At 66.1% G+C, this 21315-nt stretch carries 15 protein-coding genes and 1 tRNA gene; 3 read left to right on the forward strand and 13 right to left on the reverse strand.

The annotated features are described in order from the left end of the window. The first annotated feature begins 19 nt into the window (after nt 1–19). Entirely contained in the window at nt 20–2284 is a 2265-nt protein-coding gene (locus PI246_RS02945) for a thiamine pyrophosphate-dependent enzyme (RefSeq protein WP_320549788.1), read from the forward strand. Between the two features lie 51 nt (nt 2285–2335). Here the strand turns inward: PI246_RS02945 and ppk1 are convergent, their stop codons facing one another. The 6 genes from ppk1 to amaB form a co-directional block, all read right to left on the reverse strand. Further along, nucleotides 2336–4498, reverse strand: coding sequence for a polyphosphate kinase 1 (gene ppk1 / locus PI246_RS02950; protein ID WP_320549789.1), 2163 nt, complete (start codon nt 4496–4498; stop codon nt 2336–2338). 158 nt (nt 4499–4656) lie between these two features. Next, a complete protein-coding gene (locus tag PI246_RS02955) occupies nt 4657–5874 on the reverse strand; it encodes an RHS repeat-associated core domain-containing protein (RefSeq protein WP_320549790.1) in 1218 nt (405 codons plus the stop codon). 261 nt (nt 5875–6135) lie between these two features. Beyond that, a complete protein-coding gene (gene murB / locus PI246_RS02960) occupies nt 6136–7155 on the reverse strand; it encodes a UDP-N-acetylmuramate dehydrogenase (protein ID WP_320550242.1) in 1020 nt (339 codons plus the stop codon). Nucleotides 7156–7178: 23 nt separating this feature from the next. Continuing rightward, nucleotides 7179–8207, reverse strand: coding sequence for a quinone-dependent dihydroorotate dehydrogenase (locus PI246_RS02965; RefSeq protein ID WP_320549791.1), 1029 nt, complete (start codon nt 8205–8207; stop codon nt 7179–7181). Beyond that, nucleotides 8207–8974 carry a class I SAM-dependent methyltransferase gene (locus PI246_RS02970; RefSeq protein WP_320549792.1) on the reverse strand — a complete coding sequence of 256 codons (768 nt, stop codon included), beginning with the start codon at nt 8972–8974 and terminating at the stop codon, nt 8207–8209. The genes PI246_RS02965 and PI246_RS02970 overlap by 1 nt, the downstream gene beginning before the upstream one ends. Before the next feature lie 13 nt (nt 8975–8987). Continuing rightward, nucleotides 8988–10523 (reverse strand): L-piperidine-6-carboxylate dehydrogenase, encoded by a 1536-nt coding sequence (amaB, locus tag PI246_RS02975; protein ID WP_320549793.1) that lies wholly within the window; start codon nt 10521–10523, stop codon nt 8988–8990. Nucleotides 10524–10725: 202 nt separating this feature from the next. Here amaB and PI246_RS02980 point away from each other — a divergent pair, with 202 nt between their 5' ends. Further along, a complete protein-coding gene (locus PI246_RS02980; protein ID WP_320549794.1) occupies nt 10726–10983 on the forward strand; it encodes a hypothetical protein in 258 nt (85 codons plus the stop codon). A gap of 18 nt (nt 10984–11001) precedes the next feature. Here the strand turns inward: PI246_RS02980 and PI246_RS02985 are convergent, their stop codons facing one another. From PI246_RS02985 to PI246_RS03005, 5 genes are all read right to left on the reverse strand, one after another. Then, nucleotides 11002–12033: an RHS repeat-associated core domain-containing protein gene (locus PI246_RS02985; RefSeq protein WP_320549795.1), complete on the reverse strand. Its 1032-nt coding sequence runs from the start codon at nt 12031–12033 to the stop codon at nt 11002–11004. Then, nucleotides 12030–13169 (reverse strand): RHS repeat-associated core domain-containing protein, encoded by a 1140-nt coding sequence (locus PI246_RS02990; RefSeq protein WP_320549796.1) that lies wholly within the window; start codon nt 13167–13169, stop codon nt 12030–12032. Before PI246_RS02990 ends, PI246_RS02985 begins: the two co-directional genes overlap by 4 nt. A gap of 9 nt (nt 13170–13178) precedes the next feature. Then, nucleotides 13179–17219 carry an RHS repeat domain-containing protein gene (locus PI246_RS02995; protein ID WP_320549797.1) on the reverse strand — a complete coding sequence of 1347 codons (4041 nt, stop codon included), beginning with the start codon at nt 17217–17219 and terminating at the stop codon, nt 13179–13181. A 26-nt stretch (nt 17220–17245) separates the two neighbouring features. Continuing rightward, entirely contained in the window at nt 17246–18130 is an 885-nt protein-coding gene (locus PI246_RS03000) for a hypothetical protein (RefSeq protein ID WP_320549798.1), read from the reverse strand. Between the two features lie 122 nt (nt 18131–18252). After that, nucleotides 18253–19548: a hypothetical protein gene (locus tag PI246_RS03005; protein ID WP_320549799.1), complete on the reverse strand. Its 1296-nt coding sequence runs from the start codon at nt 19546–19548 to the stop codon at nt 18253–18255. A 232-nt stretch (nt 19549–19780) separates the two neighbouring features. Between PI246_RS03005 and PI246_RS03010 the strand changes: the two genes are divergently transcribed. Then, nucleotides 19781–19857: transfer RNA gene (locus tag PI246_RS03010), tRNA-Arg, on the forward strand. 299 nt (nt 19858–20156) lie between these two features. On the opposite strand, the gene PI246_RS03015 is transcribed toward PI246_RS03010, so the two are convergent. Together PI246_RS03015 and PI246_RS03020 are read right to left on the reverse strand one after the other, a co-directional pair. Beyond that, nucleotides 20157–20675, reverse strand: a complete 519-nt coding sequence (locus PI246_RS03015; protein WP_320549800.1) for a hypothetical protein — start codon at nt 20673–20675, stop codon at nt 20157–20159. Nucleotides 20676–20722: 47 nt separating this feature from the next. Then, nucleotides 20723–21250, reverse strand: a complete 528-nt coding sequence (locus PI246_RS03020; protein WP_320549801.1) for a hypothetical protein — start codon at nt 21248–21250, stop codon at nt 20723–20725. Between the last annotated feature and the right edge of the window lie 65 nt (nt 21251–21315).

The following is a 21315-nucleotide window of genomic DNA, read 5'->3' on the forward strand; positions in this document are numbered from 1 at the left end:
TTTCTTCGGAAGTTCGTCCATGTCCGTTCCGCATCCTATCGCCGCCCGCCACAAGGGCTTCAACCGCGCCGAGATCGTCGACCAGAATTTCGTCGAGTTCGTGCAGTTCTGGCAGGGCGACGTCGCCGCCGCGCCGCGCGACGACGAGCCGGTTCTCCCGGGTAGCGCGCTGGATGCGCGCGGGTTTCGCGAGCTGCTGGAATCGCAGTTGATCAGCCGCCACCTCGATCTCATGGCCCGCGTGCTGCGCGTGCAGAACAAGGTGTTCTACACCATCGGCTCGTCGGGTCACGAAGGCAACGCGATGGTCGCCCGGCTCACGCGCCACACGGATCCGGCGTTTTTGCATTACCGCAGCGGCGGCTTCATGGCCGAGCGTTTCCGCAAGTTGCCCGGCATGGACCCGGTGATGGATTCGGCGCTCTCGTTCGCCGCCAGCCGCGAAGATCCCGCCTCCGGTGGCCGCCACAAGGTGTGGGGCAGCAAGCCGCTGTGGGTGTTGCCGCAGACGTCCACCATCGCCTCGCACCTGCCCAAGGCGCTGGGTACGGCCATCGCCATCGAGCAGGGCCGGCGCATCGGCCATGCGCTGCCGATTCCCGACGACGCGATCGCGATCTGCTCGTTCGGCGACGCCTCGTCCAACCACGCCACCGCGCAGACCGCCTTCAACGCCGCCGCGTGGACGGCTTACCAGAAGCTGCCCGCGCCGGTGCTCTTCGTGTGCGAAGACAACGGCATCGGCATCTCGGTGAAGACGCCCACGGGCTGGGTGGCGAACAACTTCCAGCGCCGTGCCAATCTCGACTATTTCTACGCCGACGGCCTGGATCTGTCCGGCGGCTATGCCGGTGTGCAGCGTGCGGTGGAGCACTGCCGCTCCACCCGCCGGCCGACCTTCCTGCACCTCAACACCACGCGCGTGATGGGTCACGCGGGCACCGATTTCGAGATCGAATGGCGCTCGGTGGAAGAACTGGTGGCGCTGGAAGCCACCGATCCCTTGCTGCGCAGCGCGACCATCGCGTTGTCATCGGGCCTCTACGATCGCGACAGCCTGCTCAACCTCTATAACGACATCCGCCGGCGCTGCTTCGCCGCCGCCGACGAAGCCGACCGCCGACCCAAGCTCACCGACCTCGCCGAGGTGATGGCACCGCTGGCGCCATACTCGCCCGAGGCGGTGAAGGTCGAAGCGGAGCGGGCGGCCGACGCGGCCGAACGCGAAAGGGTGTTCGGCGGCGCCGCGAAACTGCCCGAGTCCCAGCCGCCGCGGCATCTGGCGATCCAGATCGGGCAGGCGCTGCACGACCTGATGGCGAAATATCCTGAAAGCCTGCTCTTCGGCGAAGACGTCGCGCAGAAGGGCGGTGTCTATACCGTGACCAAGGGCCTGCACAAGGCCTTTCGCAACGCGCGCGTCTTCAACACGCTGCTCGACGAGACGATGATCCTCGGCCTCGCCCAGGGCTACGCCAACATGGGCATGCTGCCCTTGCCGGAAATCCAGTACCTCGCGTATTTCCACAACGCGTGCGACCAGATCCGCGGTGAAGCCGCCTCCTTGCAGTTCTTCTCCAACGACCAGTATCGCAACCCGATGCTCATGCGCGTGGCGTCGCTGGGCTATCAGAGGGGCTTTGGCGGGCACTTCCACAACGACAACTCGATCACGGCGTTGCGCGACATTCCCGGCCTGGTGGTCGGTTGCCCCAGCCGCGGCGACGACGCCGCGACGATGCTGCGCACCATGGCCGCGCTGGCGAAGGTGGACGGACGCGTCACGGCGTTCCTGGAGCCGATCGCGCTGTACATGACCAAAGACCTCTACGAACCCGGCGATGGCCTGTGGCAGTTCGGTTATCCCGAGCCGGGGCAGGCCATGCCGCTGGGCGAGGGGCGGGTGTACCACGAGGACGCCGATGACCTGGTGATCTTCACCTTCGGCAACGGCGTGCCGATGAGCCTGCGCGCTGCGCGGCGCATCGAGCAGGCCCACGGCTGGAGGGTGCGCGTGGTCGACCTGCGCTGGCTGGTGCCGCTCAACGACGCCTTCATCGCGGCGCAGGCGCGTAGCGCGAAGCGCGTGCTGGTGGTCGACGAGGGCCGCAAGAGCGCGGGCGTGGGCGAGGGCGTCATCACCGCGCTGGCCGAGGCGGGGTTCGGCGGCCTGCCGATGCACCGCGTGGTGGGTGCCGACACGTTTACGCCGTTGGCCGGCGCGGCCTTCCTGGTGCTACCCGGCGACGACGACATCGTGGCCGCTGCCGCCGGCCTGGCCTGACCCGTAGGATCGCGGCCTGCGCGCGATGGCTTCGCCTTCGCGCGCAGGGTCTCACGCGGTTTCCGGTGCCGCCAATCCCCCGAACCGCTCCAGCAATTGCGTCTGCGCATCCCGTACCGGCTGCCCCGCGGCAGGCTGGAGCAGGGCATAGCTGCCGTCGGGCTGTTGCAGCCACGCGGAGTGGTTGTCGTTGAGATAGATGTCGAGCTCGCGGCGCACGCGCTGCTGCATTTTCTTGCCCTCGACCGGGAAACACGTCTCCACGCGACGATCCAGATTGCGTTCCATCATGTCGGCGCTGGCGAGGTAGAGGTCCGGTTCGCCGTCGTTGTGGAACCAATAGACGCGGCTGTGTTCGAGGAACCGTCCGACCACCGAGCGCACCCGGATGTTTTGCGACACCCCCGGGATGCCCGAACGCAGGCAGCACATGCCGCGCACGATCAGCTCGATCTTCACCCCCGCCTGGCTGGCGCGATACAGCGCCCGGATCATCTTGGGGTCGGTCACGGCGTTGAGCTTGCAGATGATTTCCGCCTTCTTGCCCGCGGCCGCATTGGACGCCTCTCGGGCGATCAGGTCGAGCAGGGTCTTTTTCAGCGTAAACGGCGCGTAGAGCAGCCGCTTCATCTTCAGGGCCTTGCCCATGCCGGTGAGCAGCCGGAACAGGCGATGCACGTCGTCGCACAACGCCTCGTCGGAGGTGAGCAGGCTGTAATCGGTGTAGAGCCGGGCATTGCCCGAGTGGTAGTTGCCCGTGCCCAGGTGCGCGTAGGCGACGAGCTTGCCGTTCTCGCGGCGTTGCACGAAGGCGAGCTTGGCGTGCGTCTTCACGCCGACCACCCCGTAGGTCACCACGGCCCCGGCCTGTTGCAGGCGCGAAGCCAGGCCGAGGTTGGACTCTTCGTCGAAGCGGGCACGCAGCTCGATCACCGCGGTCACTTCCTTGCCCGCACGGGCGGCGTCCACCAGCGCGTCGACGATTTCCGAGTTGGCGCCGCTTCGGTACAGCGTCTGCTTGATCGTCAGCACCTGGGGGTCTTTCGCCGCCTGGCGGAGGAAGTCGACCACGGGCGAGAACGACTCGAACGGGTGATAGAGCAGCACGTCCTGCTTGCCGATGACCGCGAACATGTCCTCCGCCTGGGCCAGCACCTTGGGCAGCGCGGGCACGAAGGCAGGAAACTGCAGCTTGGAATAGGTCGGCTGCAGCGTCATCTCGAACAGACGGGCGAGGTTCACCGGGCCGTTCACTTCGTAGAGCGAATCGGCGTCGAGCGCGAACTGCTTGAGCAGGTAATCGACCAGGGGCTTCGGGCAGTTGTCGGCCACTTCCAGGCGCACCGCGTCGCCATAGCGACGCGAGAACAGCTCGCCGCGCAGCGTGCGCGCCAGGTCTTCGACGTCTTCGGGGTCGATCGACAGGTCGGCGTTGCGGGTCAGGCGGAACTGGTACGAACCCAGCACGCGCATGCCCGGAAACAGATCGTCCGCGTGCGCGTGGAGAATGGACGACAGCAGCACGTAGTTGTCGCCGTCCTCGCACACTTCGGGCGGCAGGCGGATGATGCGCGGCAGGATGCGCGGCGCGGGTACGATGGCCAGGCCCGAATCGCGGCCGAAGGCATCGGTGCCCTCGAGCTGCACGATGAAGTTGAGGCTCTTGTTGACCAGCCGCGGAAACGGGTGGGTGGGGTCCAGGCCGATGGGCGTGATCAGCGGCGCCACCTCGTGGCGGAAGTATCGGCGCACCCAGAGCTTCTGCTTGTGCGTCCACTGGTTGCGGCGGACGATGCGGATGCCCTCGGCGGCCAGCGCCGGCAGGATCTTCTCGTTGAGGATCTGGTATTGCCGCTCGATCTGCCGGTGAGCGATCTCGGCGATCTCGGCCAGCACCCGTCGCGGGGGGATACCGTCGGCGCCGATCACCTCGTGATCGAACGCGATCTGCTGCTTGAGGCCGGCCACGCGGATCTCGAAGAACTCGTCCATGTTCGACGAAAAGATCAGCAGGAACTTCAGCCGCTCGATCAGGGGCTTGGACTCGTCCAGCGCCTGGTCGAGCACGCGGATGTTGAACTGCAGCTGGGACAGCTCCCGGTGGATGTAAAGGGCGGGATCACCCAGATCCGGTCCCGCGGCCTCGGCCGGCGGGGAAACCCTGGAGGCGGCAGCCGTCTTCGCGGGAACGGCGGGGTCGTTGGGGGGCGTCATCGTATCCAGGGCTATCGTCCTCGTCGCGGCACGCGACGCTCCGATGGTACGCCGCCGGGGGAGCATATGACCGTGATTTGACGTCGCCGTGACATCCACGGGGAATGCTGCGCGTTCTGTTTCGTTCATCATCGGCGGCGGCCCGGCACCGCTCCGCGTCAGGTCCGCACCCCGGGCGTATCGAAAGGCGCGGGAGTTCTCACCGTGACGTCGTGCACGTTCAACGCGCGCAGGTAGACGGCATCCGCCGCGCCGAAACAGGTCAGATGAACGTACACGCCGCTGCCGTGGTTCAGCAGGGCTTCCATGCTTTTGGCGTCGACGTCGGCGTACCGCCACATCTCGGCCGCCCAACCGATCTGTCGGACTTTGTCACGCGCTGACGTGAAAAACGCCTCGCTGGTGAAATCCCGCTGTCCTGTCGATGTCCAGTTCTGTCCGTGCGGCGTACCGTGGGCGCCCGCCAGAATACGGACGGGTCTGCCTGGCTCCGTGGTGTCGATGTAGCGCTTGAGCTTGTCCAGATGGGCGAGGTTTACGGGTGTCGTCGTGGCGACGTGCACGCCCCCGCTCGCGTTGGTGTGTTTCACCCAATGCGGGTAGACCTTGCCCGTGCCCTTGGCGGCCAGCGCGGACCGCCGCGGATCGGCATGAAATGCCTGAGGGCCTTGCAGCACATGGATGGTGCGTCGATCGGTCGTGAAAATCGTCGCGGACAGCGTGTTTCCCTTGTACGGCCAGACGAACGCCAAGGCCCCTGCCGAAGGGACGAAGGCTGTTGCGACGCTCGCCCCGGGTAAGGCTATCTTGGATCTTCCATACGCCGCCAATGCCGCTGCGACAGCGTTGTCATCCAGCGAGGCCAGCGCTCCCTGTAGCGCCAGGGCTTCCGCCGTGGGCGTCGTGCGGACGGCGGCCAGGCCTGGCGTGGCGAACGCATGCTCCACCCCGTCGGCGGCCGACACGCGTGTCAGGCGAAGGTCAAGGCTGTCGATCATCGTGCCCAGCCAATCAAGCCAGCTGTGCCCGTTTGGATCGATACGGCCGATCGGGTCGCCGCCGCAGTAGGCATAGCGGTTGAGGCCGCCCTCCTCGAAGGGGCTGAAGGAATCCGGATTGACGAAGCGCCGCAACGTTGGCACGTAGAGCCGATCGTCGAGCAGGTAGCCTGCCGCCTCGCGTTCGCCGATCGCGCCGGTGTAGGCCGCCTGCGCATCTCCTGGGGGCACGCGCCGCTGGCCGTAAGCCCCGTAGACCCGTGCGGTGGGATACATCGCTTCCATGTCGCAACCTCCGTGTCGCGTGTCGCGGGGGGATCCGTGCGCCGCCCTGCCTGGACGACGATAAGCGCACCGCCGCCTTCCTGCCAGCGGCAAGGCGGTGCGGAATCGGAAGCGCTGCCGGTGATGCCTGATGCCAGGGCAGGTTTTTTTGCAAGTTTCCTGGTGGAAGTGAGGGGATGTTGCATGGATGCAGGCCTTGCCGCCGGCCCGGACGGTGAGACCACAGCCTTGGGCCGACCTCAATCGCCCAGGTGCAACGCGCTCTGCCGCTACAAGGTCGCAAGCGCACCACGTCTTCACGCTTCGGTCCACGCGATGGCGGGCTTTCCTTGATCGCTTACCCGATGCGCGGCTTCAGATGACGAGCGGCTCGGGTTCCAGCGGCACGCCGAAGCGCGCCTTCACGCCGGCCATCACCTTCTGCGCGAACGCCCACAATTCGGGCCCGGTCGCCTTGCCATGGTTGACCAGTACCAGCGCGTGTCGGTTAGACATGCCGGCATCGCCCTCGCGTTCGCCTTTGAACCCGGCCTGCTCGATGAGCCACGCCGCGGAAATCTTCGCGGTGCCGCCATCATGCGGCCACACGGGTAAACCCGGATGGGCCAGGGTGAGGGACTCGGCCTGCGCCGCCGGCACGATAGGATTCTTGAAGAAGCTTCCCGCGTTGCCGATGACGGCGGGATCGGGCAGCTTGCGCGAGCGCAGGCGCACGACGGCTTCGGCCACGTGGTAGGGCGTAGCGCGAACGACGCCCATGCGGGCCAGTTCGTCGCCGATGCCGGCGTAGTCGAGCGACAGCGGCCGTTCGCGCGGCAGCGCGAAGGTCACGGCCACGACGATCCAGCGACCGGGCTGCTGCTTGAACGTCGAATCGCGATACGAGAAGGCGCACGCGGCCTTGTCGAGCACGACGAACGCATTCGCATGGGTGTCCCACGCTTCGACGGTGTCGATGAACTCCGCCACGTCGACGCCATAGGCACCGATGTTCTGGATGGGCGAAGCGCCCACCGTGCCGGGAATCAGGATGAGGTTCTCCAGGCCCGCGTAACCCTGGCCGAGCGACCAACGCACGAAGTCGTCCCAGTGCTCGCCCGCGGCGACGCGGATCAGCACCCGGTCGTCACGTTGGAACGTCTCCACGCCCCGATTGGCGATAGCGATCACCGTGCCGTCGATGTCGCCCTTGATGAGCAGGTTGCTGCCTTCGCCGAGCACCCATACCGGACCGCGCTTCACGGCGGGGTAGGCGAGCAGTTCGGCGAGCTTCGTGACGTCGTGCACCTCGGCAAGCAGCGCCGCCTTCGCGTTGACCCGCAAGGTGTTGCGTGCGCCGAGCGGTGCATCGGACGTGAGCGAAAACCCGCCCATGTCGACGGGCGCGTTGTTCATGCTCATGCGAGGATCCCCTGGCGGCGGATCTCCGCGACGGCCTCGTTGATGAGCTTCGGGCCGCGATAGACCAGCCCGGAATACAGCTGCACGAGCGACGCGCCGGCCCGCAGTTTTTCGGCGGCGTCGTCGCCTTCGACGATGCCACCCACGCCCACGATCGGCAGGCGGTCGCCCACGCGGGCTTTCATGCCGCGCAGCACGGCGGTGGACTTCGCGAACAGCGGTTTGCCGGAGAGCCCGCCGGTTTCGTTGGCGAGGGGATCGTCCGCCACGCCGTCGCGATCGACGGTGGTATTGGTGCAGATCACGCCGTCGATGCCCGAGGCGAGCAGCACGTCGGCGATGGCGTCCAACTCGGCCTCGCGAAGGTCCGGCGCGATCTTCAGCAGCATGGGCTTGCGTGATCCGTGCCGCGCCGCGAGGCGCTCCTGCGCGTCGCGCAGCGTGCCGATGAAGCGACGAAGGGTGTCTTCTTCCTGCAGGTCGCGCAGCCCCTGGGTGTTGGGCGAGGAAATGTTGACCGTGACGTAGCCGGCCAGCGGGTAGGCGCGCTCCAGGCAGTGCAGGTAATCGTCGATCGCCCGCTCGTTGGGGGTGTCCTTGTTCTTGCCGATGTTGATGCCGAGCACGCCCTTGAAGATGGATTTCTCCACGTTGCGGACCAGGGCGTCGATGCCGCCGTTGTTGAAGCCCAGGCGATTGATCACGGCCTGGTGCGCGGGTAGGCGGAACATCCGGGGTTTGTCGTTGCCCGGTTGCGGTCGTGGCGTGACGGTGCCGATCTCAACGAAACCGAAACCCATCGCGGCAAGGCCGTCGAGATGATCGCCGTTCTTGTCCAGGCCCGCGGCCAGGCCCACCGGATTCGGGAAACGGATGCCGAACACGGTCGTCGGCAGGTCGGCGGGCGGCGTGTGGACAAAGCGCGAGAGGTTGCTGCGCCAGGCCACGTCGGACGCGTAGAGCGTGAGGCCGTGGGCGGTCTCGGCGTCGAGGGCGAAGAGCAGGGGGCGGATCAGGTCGTACATCAGGCGTCCGGGCGACCCGCGAACACGCGGGTGTCGTAGTCGAAATCGATGAAACCGCCATCCTGCGTGGCATCGAACAGCGAACGCAGGGCGGCGAGCATGGGCTCGTGGTTGGGGTGGCCGACGCGGGGCATGTAGGACGACGACTGGGTGCGACCGAGCAGGCCGTCGTGATCGAGCTTCTGCCCGTGCGCGAACGATGCCTTGCCGCGATAGCCCGCACCGAACCATCGCGCCATGCTGTCGTCGTCGGCATACCGTTCGGCGACGCCGGCATAGTCGATGCCGTATTCGCGCAGCAGGCGTTCATAGCCTTCGAGGAAGGGCGTACCGACCAGGCGGCGGGTGTTCCAGAACACCACGACGAGCCCGTGCGATGAGAGCATCCGGGCGAACTCGGCGCGTACCGCCTCGCGGTCGAACCAGTGGAACGCCTGGGCCACCGTCACGAGGTCGACCGATCCGTCGGCCAGTCCGGTGGCTTCGGCACGGCCATCCACGACGGTGAAACGCGATTCCGCGCCCAGCCAGCGCATGGCCGCCTCGCGCATCGCCGCGTTGGGCTCCACCGCCGTGACCGGGTGGCCCGCGTCGAGGAATAGCTTCGACGAGATGCCAGTGCCGGCGCCCACGTCCGCGACGCGCCAATGCGGCCTGACGCCCAGCGTATGCAGCCAGTCGACCAGCGCCCGCGGGTAGTCGGGCCGGTAGCGGACGTAATCGGCGACACGGTCGGAGAAACGCTCCGTCGGGCGCAAGTCGTTCATGGCGTCATTCCGGTCAGAACTCGAACTTGATGCCCTGGGCCAGCGGCAGCGCGTCGGAGTAGTTGATGGTGTTGGTCTGGCGGCGCATGTAGGCCTTCCACGCGTCGGACCCCGACTCGCGACCGCCGCCGGTTTCTTTCTCGCCGCCGAACGCTCCGCCGATTTCGGCGCCGGAGGTGCCGATGTTCACGTTGGCGATGCCGCAGTCGGAGCCGGCGGCCGAGAGAAACTGCTCGGCGGCCTTGAGGTCCTGGGTGAAGATCGCCGAGGACAGGCCCTGCGGCACGCCGTTCTGCATGGCGATGGCGTCATCGAGCGTCTCGAACGGCATCACGTAGAGGATCGGCGCGAAGGTTTCTGTCTGCACCACCTCGGCGTCGTTGGTCAGGCCAGTGATGATCGTGGGCAGCACGAAGTGCCCCTTGCGGTCGGTGAGCGCCTTGCCGCCCGTCCGCACGGTTCCGCCGGCGGCCTTGGCCTTCTCGACGGCGTCGAGATAGGCCGTCACGGCCTCAGGGCTGTTCAGCGGGCCCATGAGGGTGGTGGCAAGCGTGGGGTCGCCGATCTTCTGCTCGACCTGGCCGTAGGCCTTCACGAGGGTGTCGACCACCGAATCATGGATGGACGAGTGCACGATCAGCCGGCGCGTGGTGGTGCAGCGCTGGCCGGCCGTGCCCACCGCGCCGAAGACGATGCCGGGCACCGCGAGCTTCAGGTCGGCGCTCTTGTCGAGGATGATGGCATTGTTGCCACCCAGCTCGAGCAGGCTGCGGCCCATGCGGCGGGCGACACGCTCGCCGACCATGCGGCCAACCTTGGTCGATCCGGTGAAGCTGATCAGTGGGATGCGCTTGTCGTCGACGAAGGCCTGCGCCAGCTCGGTGCCAGCGTCGTTGAAGAGGAAGAAAATGTCCGGGAAGCCGGCCTCCTTGAGCGCCTCGTTGCAGATCTTCATCGTGGCGATGGCCGAGAGCGGCGTCTTGGGCGAGGGCTTCCACAGGCAGATGTTGCCGCAGATGGCGGCGAGGAAAGCGTTCCACGCCCATACGGCCACGGGGAAGTTGAACGCGCTGACGATGCCGACGATGCCCAGCGGGTGCCACTGCTCGTACATGCGGTGGCCCGGACGCTCCGAGTGCATGGTGTAGCCGTAGAGCATGCGGCTCTGGCCCACGGCGAACTCGGCGATGTCGATCATTTCCTGTACTTCGCCGTCGCCCTCGGGCTTGATCTTGCCCATTTCCAGGGCCACGAGGGAGCCGAGGGCGTCCTTGTGGCGACGCAGCGCCTCGCCGCACAGGCGCACGGCTTCGCCGCGGCGCGGGGCGGGGGTGGTGCGCCACACCGTGAAGGCGTCCTGGGCCCGCTGCACGATCGTCTCGTAATCGGTCGCGCTGGAGGCCTGCACCGTGGCAATGACCTCGCCGGTGGCCGGGTTGACGGGCGACAGCGTACCGGCGGACGTGGTGGCGGCCCATTCACCGCGACCGAGGTAGGTACCCGATTCGGTGGCATTGAGGCCGAGCGCGGAGAGGATCTTGGCGGACATGGGGGCTCCTTGGGCGGCACGCCGTCGGGATGACCGCGCGCCAGGGTAAAACCCCGATTCTAGCAAACGCCCCCTTCACGACCCGTTGTGCACCGCGGGACGGATGTCGTGGCGGCGTCATCGCCGCGGCGAGGAACGCCGACCGTGTCATGACGGACGTAACCGCATGCTTTGCCTCACGTTGTGCAGGCCGGAGAGTGTCATGACCCGCAGATACGAGATTCCCTACCACGCCGAGGATGGCAAGCGGTGGCCGGTCAGGCTGGAGGGCGTGGCTGTGGGGTATTTCGCCTCGCGCTTCGAGGCGCTGCGTGACGCGGTGAGCCGTGCGGCATCCGACGGCGACGAGGCGTGCATCCGTGTCGAAGGAGCGGACGGCGTCTGGCGGCCCTTCGGCAGCGACGCCAAACGGCCGTTCGATACGCCGCCGCCGGCCCCGCGGTTGTCGGTCGTTCGATAGCCGCTGCCCAGCGGTCGCCTACAGCTCGTAGACCCTCGCCACGCCGATGGCGAGTTCCTTCATCACCACGCGGTCGGCGAGACTGAAGCAATAGGCATGGACGTGGTGCCCGGGACGACGCATCCGACGTTTCAACTCCGGCTTGCGGATGACGCCGATATCCTCCACGGTCACCGGGTTGTTCGCCGACAACTCGTAACTGGGCACCTTGCCCAGGTCGTCCCGAAGAAACGACGCGGCAACCCGCTGGCGCGTGCCGCGATGCCAGTTCTGGCCCGAACTCGCGCCGTGGACGCCTGAGTAGACATAGACATCCGTCGACTGCGGCGCCTGTCGCGTCATGCGTTCGATATGCGGCATGACATCGTCGATGTCCTCGCTGTAAACCTCCGTGTCGTTCAGCCAATGCGTGGCCTTCGGCTTTTTCGGGTGGGTGTGCGGCGTCCAGTCGACAGTGACGGCTTGCCTGTTTCGGAACGTGCGCAAGCGTGACGGTGGTATCTGGGCGCGCCCTTTGTGGAGAAGCACGCGCGGCGAGGATGCCTCCGGCCTCGATGACCCGACGCCGCGCGATGTCGACGGGACCCGGGCGCCCGACCGGTTTGCCGCTGGCGTGACGTCGGCCATCGCGGCCCGGCGCAGCGCCAGCGTGTCCGAGGTGTCCATGGCCGCGGCGAGTCCCCTCGACACGTCCGTGGCGGTCGAGGGCGGCGCGCGCCAGGCGACCGCGCCCAGTGCCGCGCCGAGGTAACCTGCGGCCTCGCCGATCCAGGTCCACCATGCGTTCCCGGACGGATCGACACGGTTGACGGGGTCGCCGCCGCAATACGCGTAGCGATTCATGCCACCGTCGTCGAACGGACTCTGCGGGTCCGGCGCGAGAAATCGGCGCAGGTGTGGCACGTACGGACGACTGCCCAGCAGGTAGTCCCCCGTATCCCGCTCGACGGGTTCACCGGCGTAAGCGACCTGCGCCCTTGTGTCGTTCGCGTGGTGTCCGTATGCGCCGTAGACGCGCTCGTCCATTGCAAGATCGTGAAGGGTCTTCATGGCAACGTGTATGCCTCACCAACATGCACGTTCAGCACGTTTGCCATGTAGACGTACATGGTGTCGTCCCGCCAGGCTTCCCTTCCGAAATACGGGGGCATGTCGTCCGGGCGCCATGCGCTGGCGCTTTCCGGCCTGATCGACGGTGGCGGCGGAGGCAGCATGGACGAGGGTGAGCCGCGGACGCCGGCCTCGACGGCGACCGTGCCTCCCGTGAGCGCGAGTTCGCCGACGAACTGACTCCTGCCCAGCCCGTAGTCTTCGATGTCGCTTTCGCGGACGAAGCGACGGTAGAACGACGTGACCTTGTCGCGTGCACCCGCCAGCAGGCCCTGGCCTTCCATCGGTGCGGCAGCACGCACCGCATCGCCCGAAGCGGATGCGCTGCCTCGCGGCACCAGGGCGGATGGTGGCGCCGCGCTTGCGACGCCTGTCCGCATGCCTTGTCGCAGAGGGGCGCCGCCGCGGGCGATGCCCGATGCGACCCCGCGGGCACCCGCGGTGCGCGACATCGCGGATGAGACGCCGGATTGCCACACCGCATCGGCCCGGTACGCTAGCCTGCCCAGTCCCTGTCGGATCTTTCCCGTCGCACGTTGTCCCAGCTGCGCCACCTTGCTCACGCCGCTGCCGATCGAGCCGGCCATGCCCGCGACGCCGAAGCCCAGCCCGATGTAACCCAGGATGCTGGCCAACTGGGGCTTGTTCGCGAGGGTGGCGGCGATCGATGCCACGTCGGCTGCGATGGAAATCACGTTGGCGACGGTGGTGGCGACGAGCATGGGCGTGATACCCGCCGCGATACCCGCCGCCGCGATGCCGGCCGTCGCGACGGTGGCGATCACCGCGCCCACAACACCCAGCGCGACGCCGAACCATTTCCAGAAGCGGGTACCGGTGGGATCGACGTGGTTGATCGGATCGCCGCCGCAGTAGGCGTAACGGTTGATCCCGCCCTCGTCGAACGGGCTTTGCGTATCCGGGCCGATAAAGCGGCGCAACACGGGGTGGTAAAGGCGCTGTCCAAGCACATACCAGCCCGTGCCCGCCTCGATGACTTCGCCGGTGTATGCCGCGCGCACCGTCGCGCGGGTGCGCTCGCCGTAGGCGCCGTAAGGTATCGTCGTCACGTCCATGCGTTCTCCTCAGCCGTTGCCGGCTGCTTCGATCACGACGGACCCCTGCGGGTCGACGCCGAGCAGCCAGCTCCGGCGGATCGCGCCGGCGATCAGCGTTTCGGCGACGATGCCGCCCTGGGTACGGATGTAGCGTCGCTGGTCGGTCGACGACGTTTCATAGCTCACCGCGCCGTCCTCGCGATAGCGGAACGTGGTGATGCCGTCGCGGACGATACGGCTGACGAGCCCGTCCGGTCCGTGACCGTAGTCGACCGTGGACCCGTCGGCCAGCGTGACCGACGCCAGGCGTCCCGCGGCGTCCCAGGACAGTAGCCGGCCCATGCCGTCGTCGACGAGGTTGCCGTTGGCGTCGTACCGCAATGTCAGGGCGGTGCCGTAACCGGGATATCCCGTCAGGCTGTTGCTCACCCCGATGAGCCGGTCGCGGTCGACCGCGTCGTAGGTGTAGCGTGTGACGTTGACGCGGCCATCGGCGAGTTCGGTGGTGACCTCCACGAGGTTGTCGATACAGTCATGCGCGAACGTCTGCCGGGTGTAGGGTGCGTCCCGTTCGTCCCGCGGCAGTTCGTCCTGCGCGGATGCCTCGATCGCGTGATCGACGAGTCGTCCGCGTGCGTCGTAGTCCATCGTTTCGTGTCGAACCTGCCGCCCCCCCTCGCTCGCGTCGTACCAGGTCTTGCTCCGCACTTTGTCGTCGTCGGTCCATTCGATCGCCATCCGCCGTCCGTCGACGGAGCCGTCGCTCGCGAGGTGTTGCCAGGCGTGCGCCGCGATCCGGCCCAGCGGATCGTAGTCGCGTCGTTCGATGACCCTGCGGGCCGATCCGTCGGTCGCGAGGGTATCGCGTCGTTCCAGCCGGGAGAATGCGTCGTAGCCCAGCGTGATCCGCACGTCGCGGTCGTCGATGTAGTCCATCCTGCCAAGGGCGTCGTAACCGATCTGCCGCGACACGCCGTCGACACCGGTCTTGGTCAGCTCCCGGCCAGCGGGAGAGACCTCGACCTTGCTCGTGCGCCGGACATCGCCCTGGATCGTGACGTCCTGCTCGGTCATGCGGCCGAGATAGTCGGTGCGGATATCCATGACGTGGCCGGACGTCTCGACGGTCGAGGGCAGGCCCAGGCGTCGGTCGTAGCGGGCCGTCCTCAGGTTGGCGTCGGCCCGTTCGCCGGTACCCCTGAGGGTTGCCGACAACAGCACTTCCTGCAGGCGGTTGTCGTAGGTCATCTCGATGCGCCCACCACCGGGCATGGTCTTGGCCGATGCGTTGGCCTGGTCGGGCCGGTATTCGTGCCGTGTCACCAGGCTGCCGGCGTCCTCCCGCAGCAATCGACCCAGGCCATCCCATGCGCGCTTGCCAAGCGCCAGCGCTGGAGCGCCATCGGGCGGAAGCACGTTCAATGTCGCGATCAGTTCGTCTGCCTGCCCAGGGGCGTACTCGCGTACCACCGTCGTGCCGTCCGGGAGCTGGGTCGTGGCCAGCCGGTCGTAATCGTCCCAGGTCTGCCGCGTGACCCGGCCGAGCGGATCGGTCACCGCGACGCAACGCCCCAGCCCGTCGTAGTCCCAGCGGGTGGCGGGCATGGCGTTGGGTGTGCCGTCGGGGTTCCATGTGCCGCGCCGCGCAAGGCGCTTGCGTCCGGCCGCATCCGTGTGGGTTTCGGTCCAGCCGGTTCTCGTGCCGTCGCCATGTTCCTGCCACTGAAGGGTGCGCGAGATCACCTCGTCGCCGTAAAGCGACGCGTCCGACAACAGGGAGGTACCCGTCAGCGTCCGGCTGCCATCGGGCGCTTCGACGACGCACGCTTGCCCCCAGTCGTCGTAGGTGTAACGGGTGGTCCATGCCCGTTCGAGCCCGTCGGGGAGGTAATCGCGACGCGTCTCGCTGAGCACCTGTCCCATCGCATCGTGGACGGCGTCTTCCACGGGGGCCAAGGCGACGGCGGAGATGGGTTCTTCCTGCCGTGTCCGGTGACCGTATTCGTCGAGCCACGTGCGATGGCGAAGCCCCGTGACGCCGGTGCGCTGCACCCAGCGCCGTCCCGCCTCCAGCAGGTAGTCCCACCGCGTTTCGACCCGATAGTCGGGATCGTCGGGCGAGGCGACTTCGCTGACCATGCGTCCGAGCAGGTCGTAGCGATAAGCCGTGCGATTGCCCGCGAGATCGCGGTTCGATTCGGTCAGCCCGCTGACGAGATGGACGGTCACGCTGGAGCTGTTCCGGATGCCGTCGTGCGTGGTCTGCGTGGTGAGTGTCGTCACCGTGCCGGCGTCGGCGTCGAGCGTGTAGCGGTAGTCGTGGGTGTCGGTCAGGCCGTCCTGCGTCCGGCTCTCACGTAAAAGGCTGCCGTGATGCGGTCCACGATCGTCGACGAAGGCCTGCACGGTGCGCTCCAGGACACGTGCCCCGTCCATGACGATCGCTTCCTCGCACGACTGCACGTAATAGTCGTGGGCCGACGACGCATGGATGCTGCGGATCGCGCCATATCGATACTGCGTGCTCCGGATCGGTCCGCGACCCTGGCCGGGGTCGATCTGCCGCGACTTGAGCCTGCGCACCTTCGCTTGCGGATCGGGCGGGCACGCCGCGATGCCGTCGACGGTTTCACCCTCGGCGGGGTAGTAGGTGGATCGCTCCGTGATACCGGTCGCGGTGTCGTAACGCGACAGCAGGTTACCCATGTCGTCGTAGGTGTTCTCGACTGTCGTGATCTGGCGGGGACCGTCCGGCTCCCCCGATCGGCGCTCGTACCGGGTCGTCGTCACCACGCGCGGCAACTGGAAGGTCGTCGGCTGCTCTTCGAACGGGACACTCTCGATGCCGTACTGGGTGTCGATCCGTTCGATGACGGTGCCACGCCGGGTTTCTTCCCGGGTGATCAGGTGGAACGGGTTATACGTACGCTCCACGACCTGCACGACGGCTGCCTCGCCCTGGCCGGTGGTACGGGTTTCCACGCATCCGTAGAAGAACGACCGGTCGAAGGGAAGATGAATCAACTGGTCGGTGCTGGACGCCCATCGCCCGACGACGGGATAGCCATAGAAATTGTTCTGGCCGAAGAGGTCGTAACGAAAGGTGCTGCGTTGCCTGACCGCACCGGACGACGCGTCCGAACGGATGCTCTCGGCGACGGCGGGCATGTATTGCCTGGGCGCGCCAGCGGGCAGTCGTAGCGCGGTGCGTTGGTAGGACACGCTCTCCCGCACGCCATCGGGCGTGGTCACCGAAGAAAGCAGCACGAGGCCGTTGTCCGGACGCTCGTAAGTGAATTGCCACACCGCTTCATCGGCCTCGTCGGCATCGGGGTTCTCGCCGTCGTGCGCGCGGCTTTGCCGATTCATCTGGGTGAGCGTGGGAATGGCGATGCGGGCCAGTTGGCGCCCCTCGAGGATGCATGCGATCACGAGGGGATCGGCCTGGTGACTGTGAATGAGTATCTTCGGTGACGCGATGGCCGTGTAGTCGACGGTCAGCAGTTCGACGCCGTCGTCGTCGGTTACTTTGGTCAGGCAGGTATAGCCCGCACCCGTGACCTCCCAGTGCAGCGTGAGGCCGTCGCCGTTGGATTGGATGATGCGGTGGGTGCGCAGGACCTCGCCGATGCCTCGTGGCGGAGCGAGCGTTTCGATTTCCCCCGTGATGTGTTCCACCTCCGCGCGTACCGGCGAGAGCTGGGTGATGCGCAATGAGCAGCTGTCGAGCTTTCGGTCGGGGAAGCTGACAGGTCCGAGGTCCGTGAAGGGGCCGATCTTGTGCGTATCGCCCGTCGCCAGGCTGAGCATGAGCGCCTGCGCATCGAACTCCGTCACGCTCAGCCGCCATCCGGTGCCGAAGCCGTCGTCGATATTGCTCAATGGGCTATAGGCGAGGCGAAGGCGGAAATGCGGGCCGCGAAGGCGATTTCCCGCCCCGGTGGTCAGATCCAGCGAGGCGGTGTACATCCCCGTCCGGGGATCCACGCTGGCCTGGATGTGGCTGTAGAACTGGAACGCGGTGGAGTACATGTCCCCGTTTTCCAGGGTCATCCGTTGCATGGTCATCGTGTTGCCCGTCCTTGGGAGGTGGATCAATAAACGACAAGCTTGCCGCGATCGGTGTCGTCCAGGCGGACCATGAAGCGGCTCGTGGTGCCATAGTCGTCGAGTACAGCCAGCGCGATGGGGCCACGCGGCATGTTCGGATTGTCTGCGATCGGGACATCGTTTCGGGCGCAGACCACGATCGTGGCCAATCGCACCGTTCCGTTGGGGCGTGGTAATGGCGTGCTGCTCGGGGGGAGCGGGGTCATCCATTGGTAGGCGGTGTCGCCGGCGGACGCGAACCCGGTGAAACACGGGGCGTCGCCCATCTGGTTGCGCCAGTGAATCATGCCCGGCGGATCGCAATCGATGCGTCGGATCGGTACGGGAAGCGATAGCGTTACCACCATATCGTCGATCGGTAGCGGTTGGCGCTGTCCGTTCAACGTGATCTGGCCGGGTTGGTACTGAGGCGCTGGTGCCGCCTGAACCTGGTGACGGTCGAGGTCGTTCTGCGCGTAGTAAATGTCTTCGCCCATCGGTGAGGTGGCATAACCGTTCGTCCGGTAGCGCCAACCGTCCCGGCTATCGAAAGAGAAGGCGATCGTCAAGCGCATGTTCGCCTGGTCTTCACCCGCCGATACATACAGGTCGATGTTCGTAAAGGCGGACGGCGTGGGCATGGCGTCCACGCCTGGGGACGCAGGGGCGGAGAGGGCACCTGGTTCGCCGAAACGGTAGCCTCGGTGCCGCCGTTGCGACGACCACCCGTCATTGACGTCGTCATCGTCCAGCGGCAGCGGATCGCCACCGTCATACGCTATGACCCGGATGCTGGCCCACTCGTCCGGTGTCGGCATCGTGACGGCACCGCCTACCGTCATGCTGACGCCGAAACGGACGCGGCTTTGCTGTCGGCCGTTGGCAAGCACGACGGGATGATCGACCTGGACGTCGAAGCTCACCTGTACTTTTTCGGCGTTCATGTGGTCCGCGTGTGGTGGCGTGGTGGATCGATGTGTCATGGCAAGCTCCCGTCGGGCGATGTCCGATATCACGCCTTGGTCAACGTCAGCTGCGGCAGTTGCATGCTGAACGCGAGCCTGAGCGCATGCTCGTTGCCGTAGACGTCCATCAGGTACAGCATCGTGGTGGTCACTTCCGGCGTGTCCAGGCCGGTGGATGTCTTGAAGCGCCCCCGCAGGTTGCCGGCCAGCACGCCGACAACCACGCTGTCCGCCGAGGGCGAATCGATGCCCCCGACGCACTGGCGCAGCATGTTGATGGGCTCGTACCGCGTGTACAGCCCGGCATCCGGCTGCCGCTGCGTGTGTCGCGCCGCCGTGGAATCTCCCTGGGCTCGCGTGGCGATCCGTGTGATGCATTCGATGGCGAGCCTGGCGATGCCGTTGGCCGACGCGTCGTCGACGCCATCGGCTGACGTCGGGCCACGTGTTTCGACGTCGACATAGCTCAGTGGCGGCAAAGGAAAGTGTTCCGGGCTGGCGGCGCCCGGCTGAGCGTAATAGCTCATGCCCCATAACCAGTTCGCGCCGAACGACCCATATTTGTAGACGGCAAACCCACTGGCGCCACCTTTGCTCCCACTGACCGATCGCAACGGGAAGCGGCGGCGGCCGAAGTTGACGTTGACCCGGCATTGAAACGCCCGGAAGAAATGGTTTTCGTTGCCGACCGGCTGCATCGCCAGTGACATATCCGGGTTGCGGTCACCGTAATCCTGCGTCGAAAGCGCTGGTCCAGCGACCGCATCAATGATCACCATCGAGTTGAACTGTCCTTCGCCATTGCCCAGTGGATCGTTGAACGTGATCGAACTTACGTTGGTCATGGCGGCCGGCCTGGAGGCCGTCGGGTAGCTCAGTTTGGCGCCGACCTGCAGCCTGGTGGCGACCGCGCTGGAGACGTACAAGGTCACCCTCTGCTGATTTGCCGGGGCGGGTGGGTGCGATGTCGCGCTAGCGTTGCCCTGGCTTTGCGCGAACGTTTCACCGCGGGCATCGCGCACCATGGTGATGACCGATTCGTCCCATTCGTAATCATTGCCCGTGGTCGACACCGACCAGTTGGCGGTGGCGCCCTCGCCGATCACCGCTCCGCTGCGGTAGTCGATCAGTTGCAGATGTGTCCTGATGTCGGATGCGGTCAGCGTGACGGGCGTGCCGCGGTCGTCGCGCGCGATAAACTCGACCTGGATCTGGCATTGCTGTCGCCCGTTGGCGAACAGGCCGACGCTTTCCGGGCTGGCCGACGCGAAGACCTTGTAGATCTGGAAATAGGTGACCTGTGTCCAGGAGGCTGCGGTGCCGCTGTCGTTGATCGTGGTCATGGGGGAATCCTTTCCTGGGTGGAATAGCCGCTGATCCGCGCGGCGGGTGGGCGTGCCACGCCCTGCAACCAATCTACTCGCCGCGCCGGAAAATGCGATGGAAATCAGTGCCGGTATTCGTGGCCACGCCATGGAGATGCCTGAGCCGACAGCGAAATGTGTTTTAATCGCGTCGCACGATACGGCGTCCGGGATGACCGGTGCGCGGGGTTTGGGTATGCTTACGCCGTCAGCCGCCGTAGCTCAGCTGGATAGAGCGGTCGCCTCCTAAGCGACAGGTCGTGGGTTCGAATCCCGCCGGTGGCGCCAGTTCGATGATCAGACGCCTGCGCATCGCGGGATTGGACCGTCTTCCACCCTTGTCTTTCCCGTACGACAGGGTGCCGTGGCTTCGCCCCCGGCGAGCCGCGACGGTCTGGCGGCGCGACGTCATCCCCGACGCCTCGGCATAGGCGCATGGCATCCCTGCGGATGACCCGTGTCGGTCGGACCAGGGAAACCCGCGGAAAGGTCAGCGCGCCGTATAGCCTGTGGCATGCAGGCTAGCCGCCGTCATCGGCGACGGCGCCGATCGGTGTGCCTTGGGTGAGGGGGGAGGTATGGCCTGGCTACTTTGCGTCGTATTTGACGCACCCGAACGCCTTGAGTTCGCTTTCTTTCGTTTTCACGCTCACGCTGACCGTTGCGCCGCCATCCGTCAATTCCACCGGGCGGGAAGAGAGGTTCAACAGCTTGATGACGTAAGCTCCCCATTTGTAATTCACGTCCGGCACTTTCAGTACCTTGAGCACGACCTCGTTGCTACTGACGGAGCAGTTGCCCTCGCGGTAAAGCACGATCTCGGTACCGGGTCGCAGATTGACGATCTTCAATGCCCGCAGGTTGCGTTTGCTTTCGTAGCAGAGGCGATGGTCCTCGATCCGGATGCGTCCGGAGGTCGCTTCGGGCGGAATGAAAATGGTGCAGTGGTTGCCGTCGTTATAGTCGTAGAAACGCAGGGCGGGCGTGTCGTTGAGTGCGTCCAGGCCGGCCGGTTGCTTCAGCAGCGCGTGCGCGGACGACGAGGCGGGCATCGCATCCTTCGCCATCGCGGGCCCTGCCGACGTGTTCCCTACGATGGCCAGCACCAAAACGATCTTCCAGCAGGACATGGCGTACCCTCCGTGGTTGGCGTTCAGGGAATCTGGTACGTCAGGCAGTAGAAATAATCGAAGGTGGCGCGATGCCGCGAGATGACCTTCATCGTTCCCTTCGCGTCGCCGTTTTGCGTCTCCCCGGCGAGCGGTAGCGACGCCTGATCCCGGGTGAAGTTCGCGAATTTGTAAGGTCCCAGCGTATAAGACGATCCGTGGTTATCCGCGGTAATCGTCAAACGGATCACATCCTGGGTATCTCCGCACGTGCGCTGACGGTAAAGCGTGATGACACTCCCGGCGGGAAGATTGTCCATGCGTATCTGGCGCGCGCCGTTATCCCAGTAGCTCGAGCATCGCTCGCTATCCCGCCATAGGCTCATCACGCCGATCACGCTGCGAGTGATGTCGATGGTGCAGTGGTTGGTTCCGGTGTAGTCGTACAAATAGATCGATGCACCGGCGTGCGGATGGGGCGACGGTGAGGATGACGCTGCGAGATCCGCCTGGGCGGCGCTCGACGCGGCGATGGCTGCCAAGGGGAGCCACGTGCCAAGGATACGTCGCATGCATGAATCCGACATGGCATCGCCCTCCGTGGCGATCGACTACCGGTGTCTATCCCACCAGTCGC

The organism is Luteibacter sahnii (assembly GCF_034063545.1).
In the GTDB taxonomy this organism is placed as follows: Bacteria; Pseudomonadota; Gammaproteobacteria; order Xanthomonadales; family Rhodanobacteraceae; genus Luteibacter; species Luteibacter sahnii.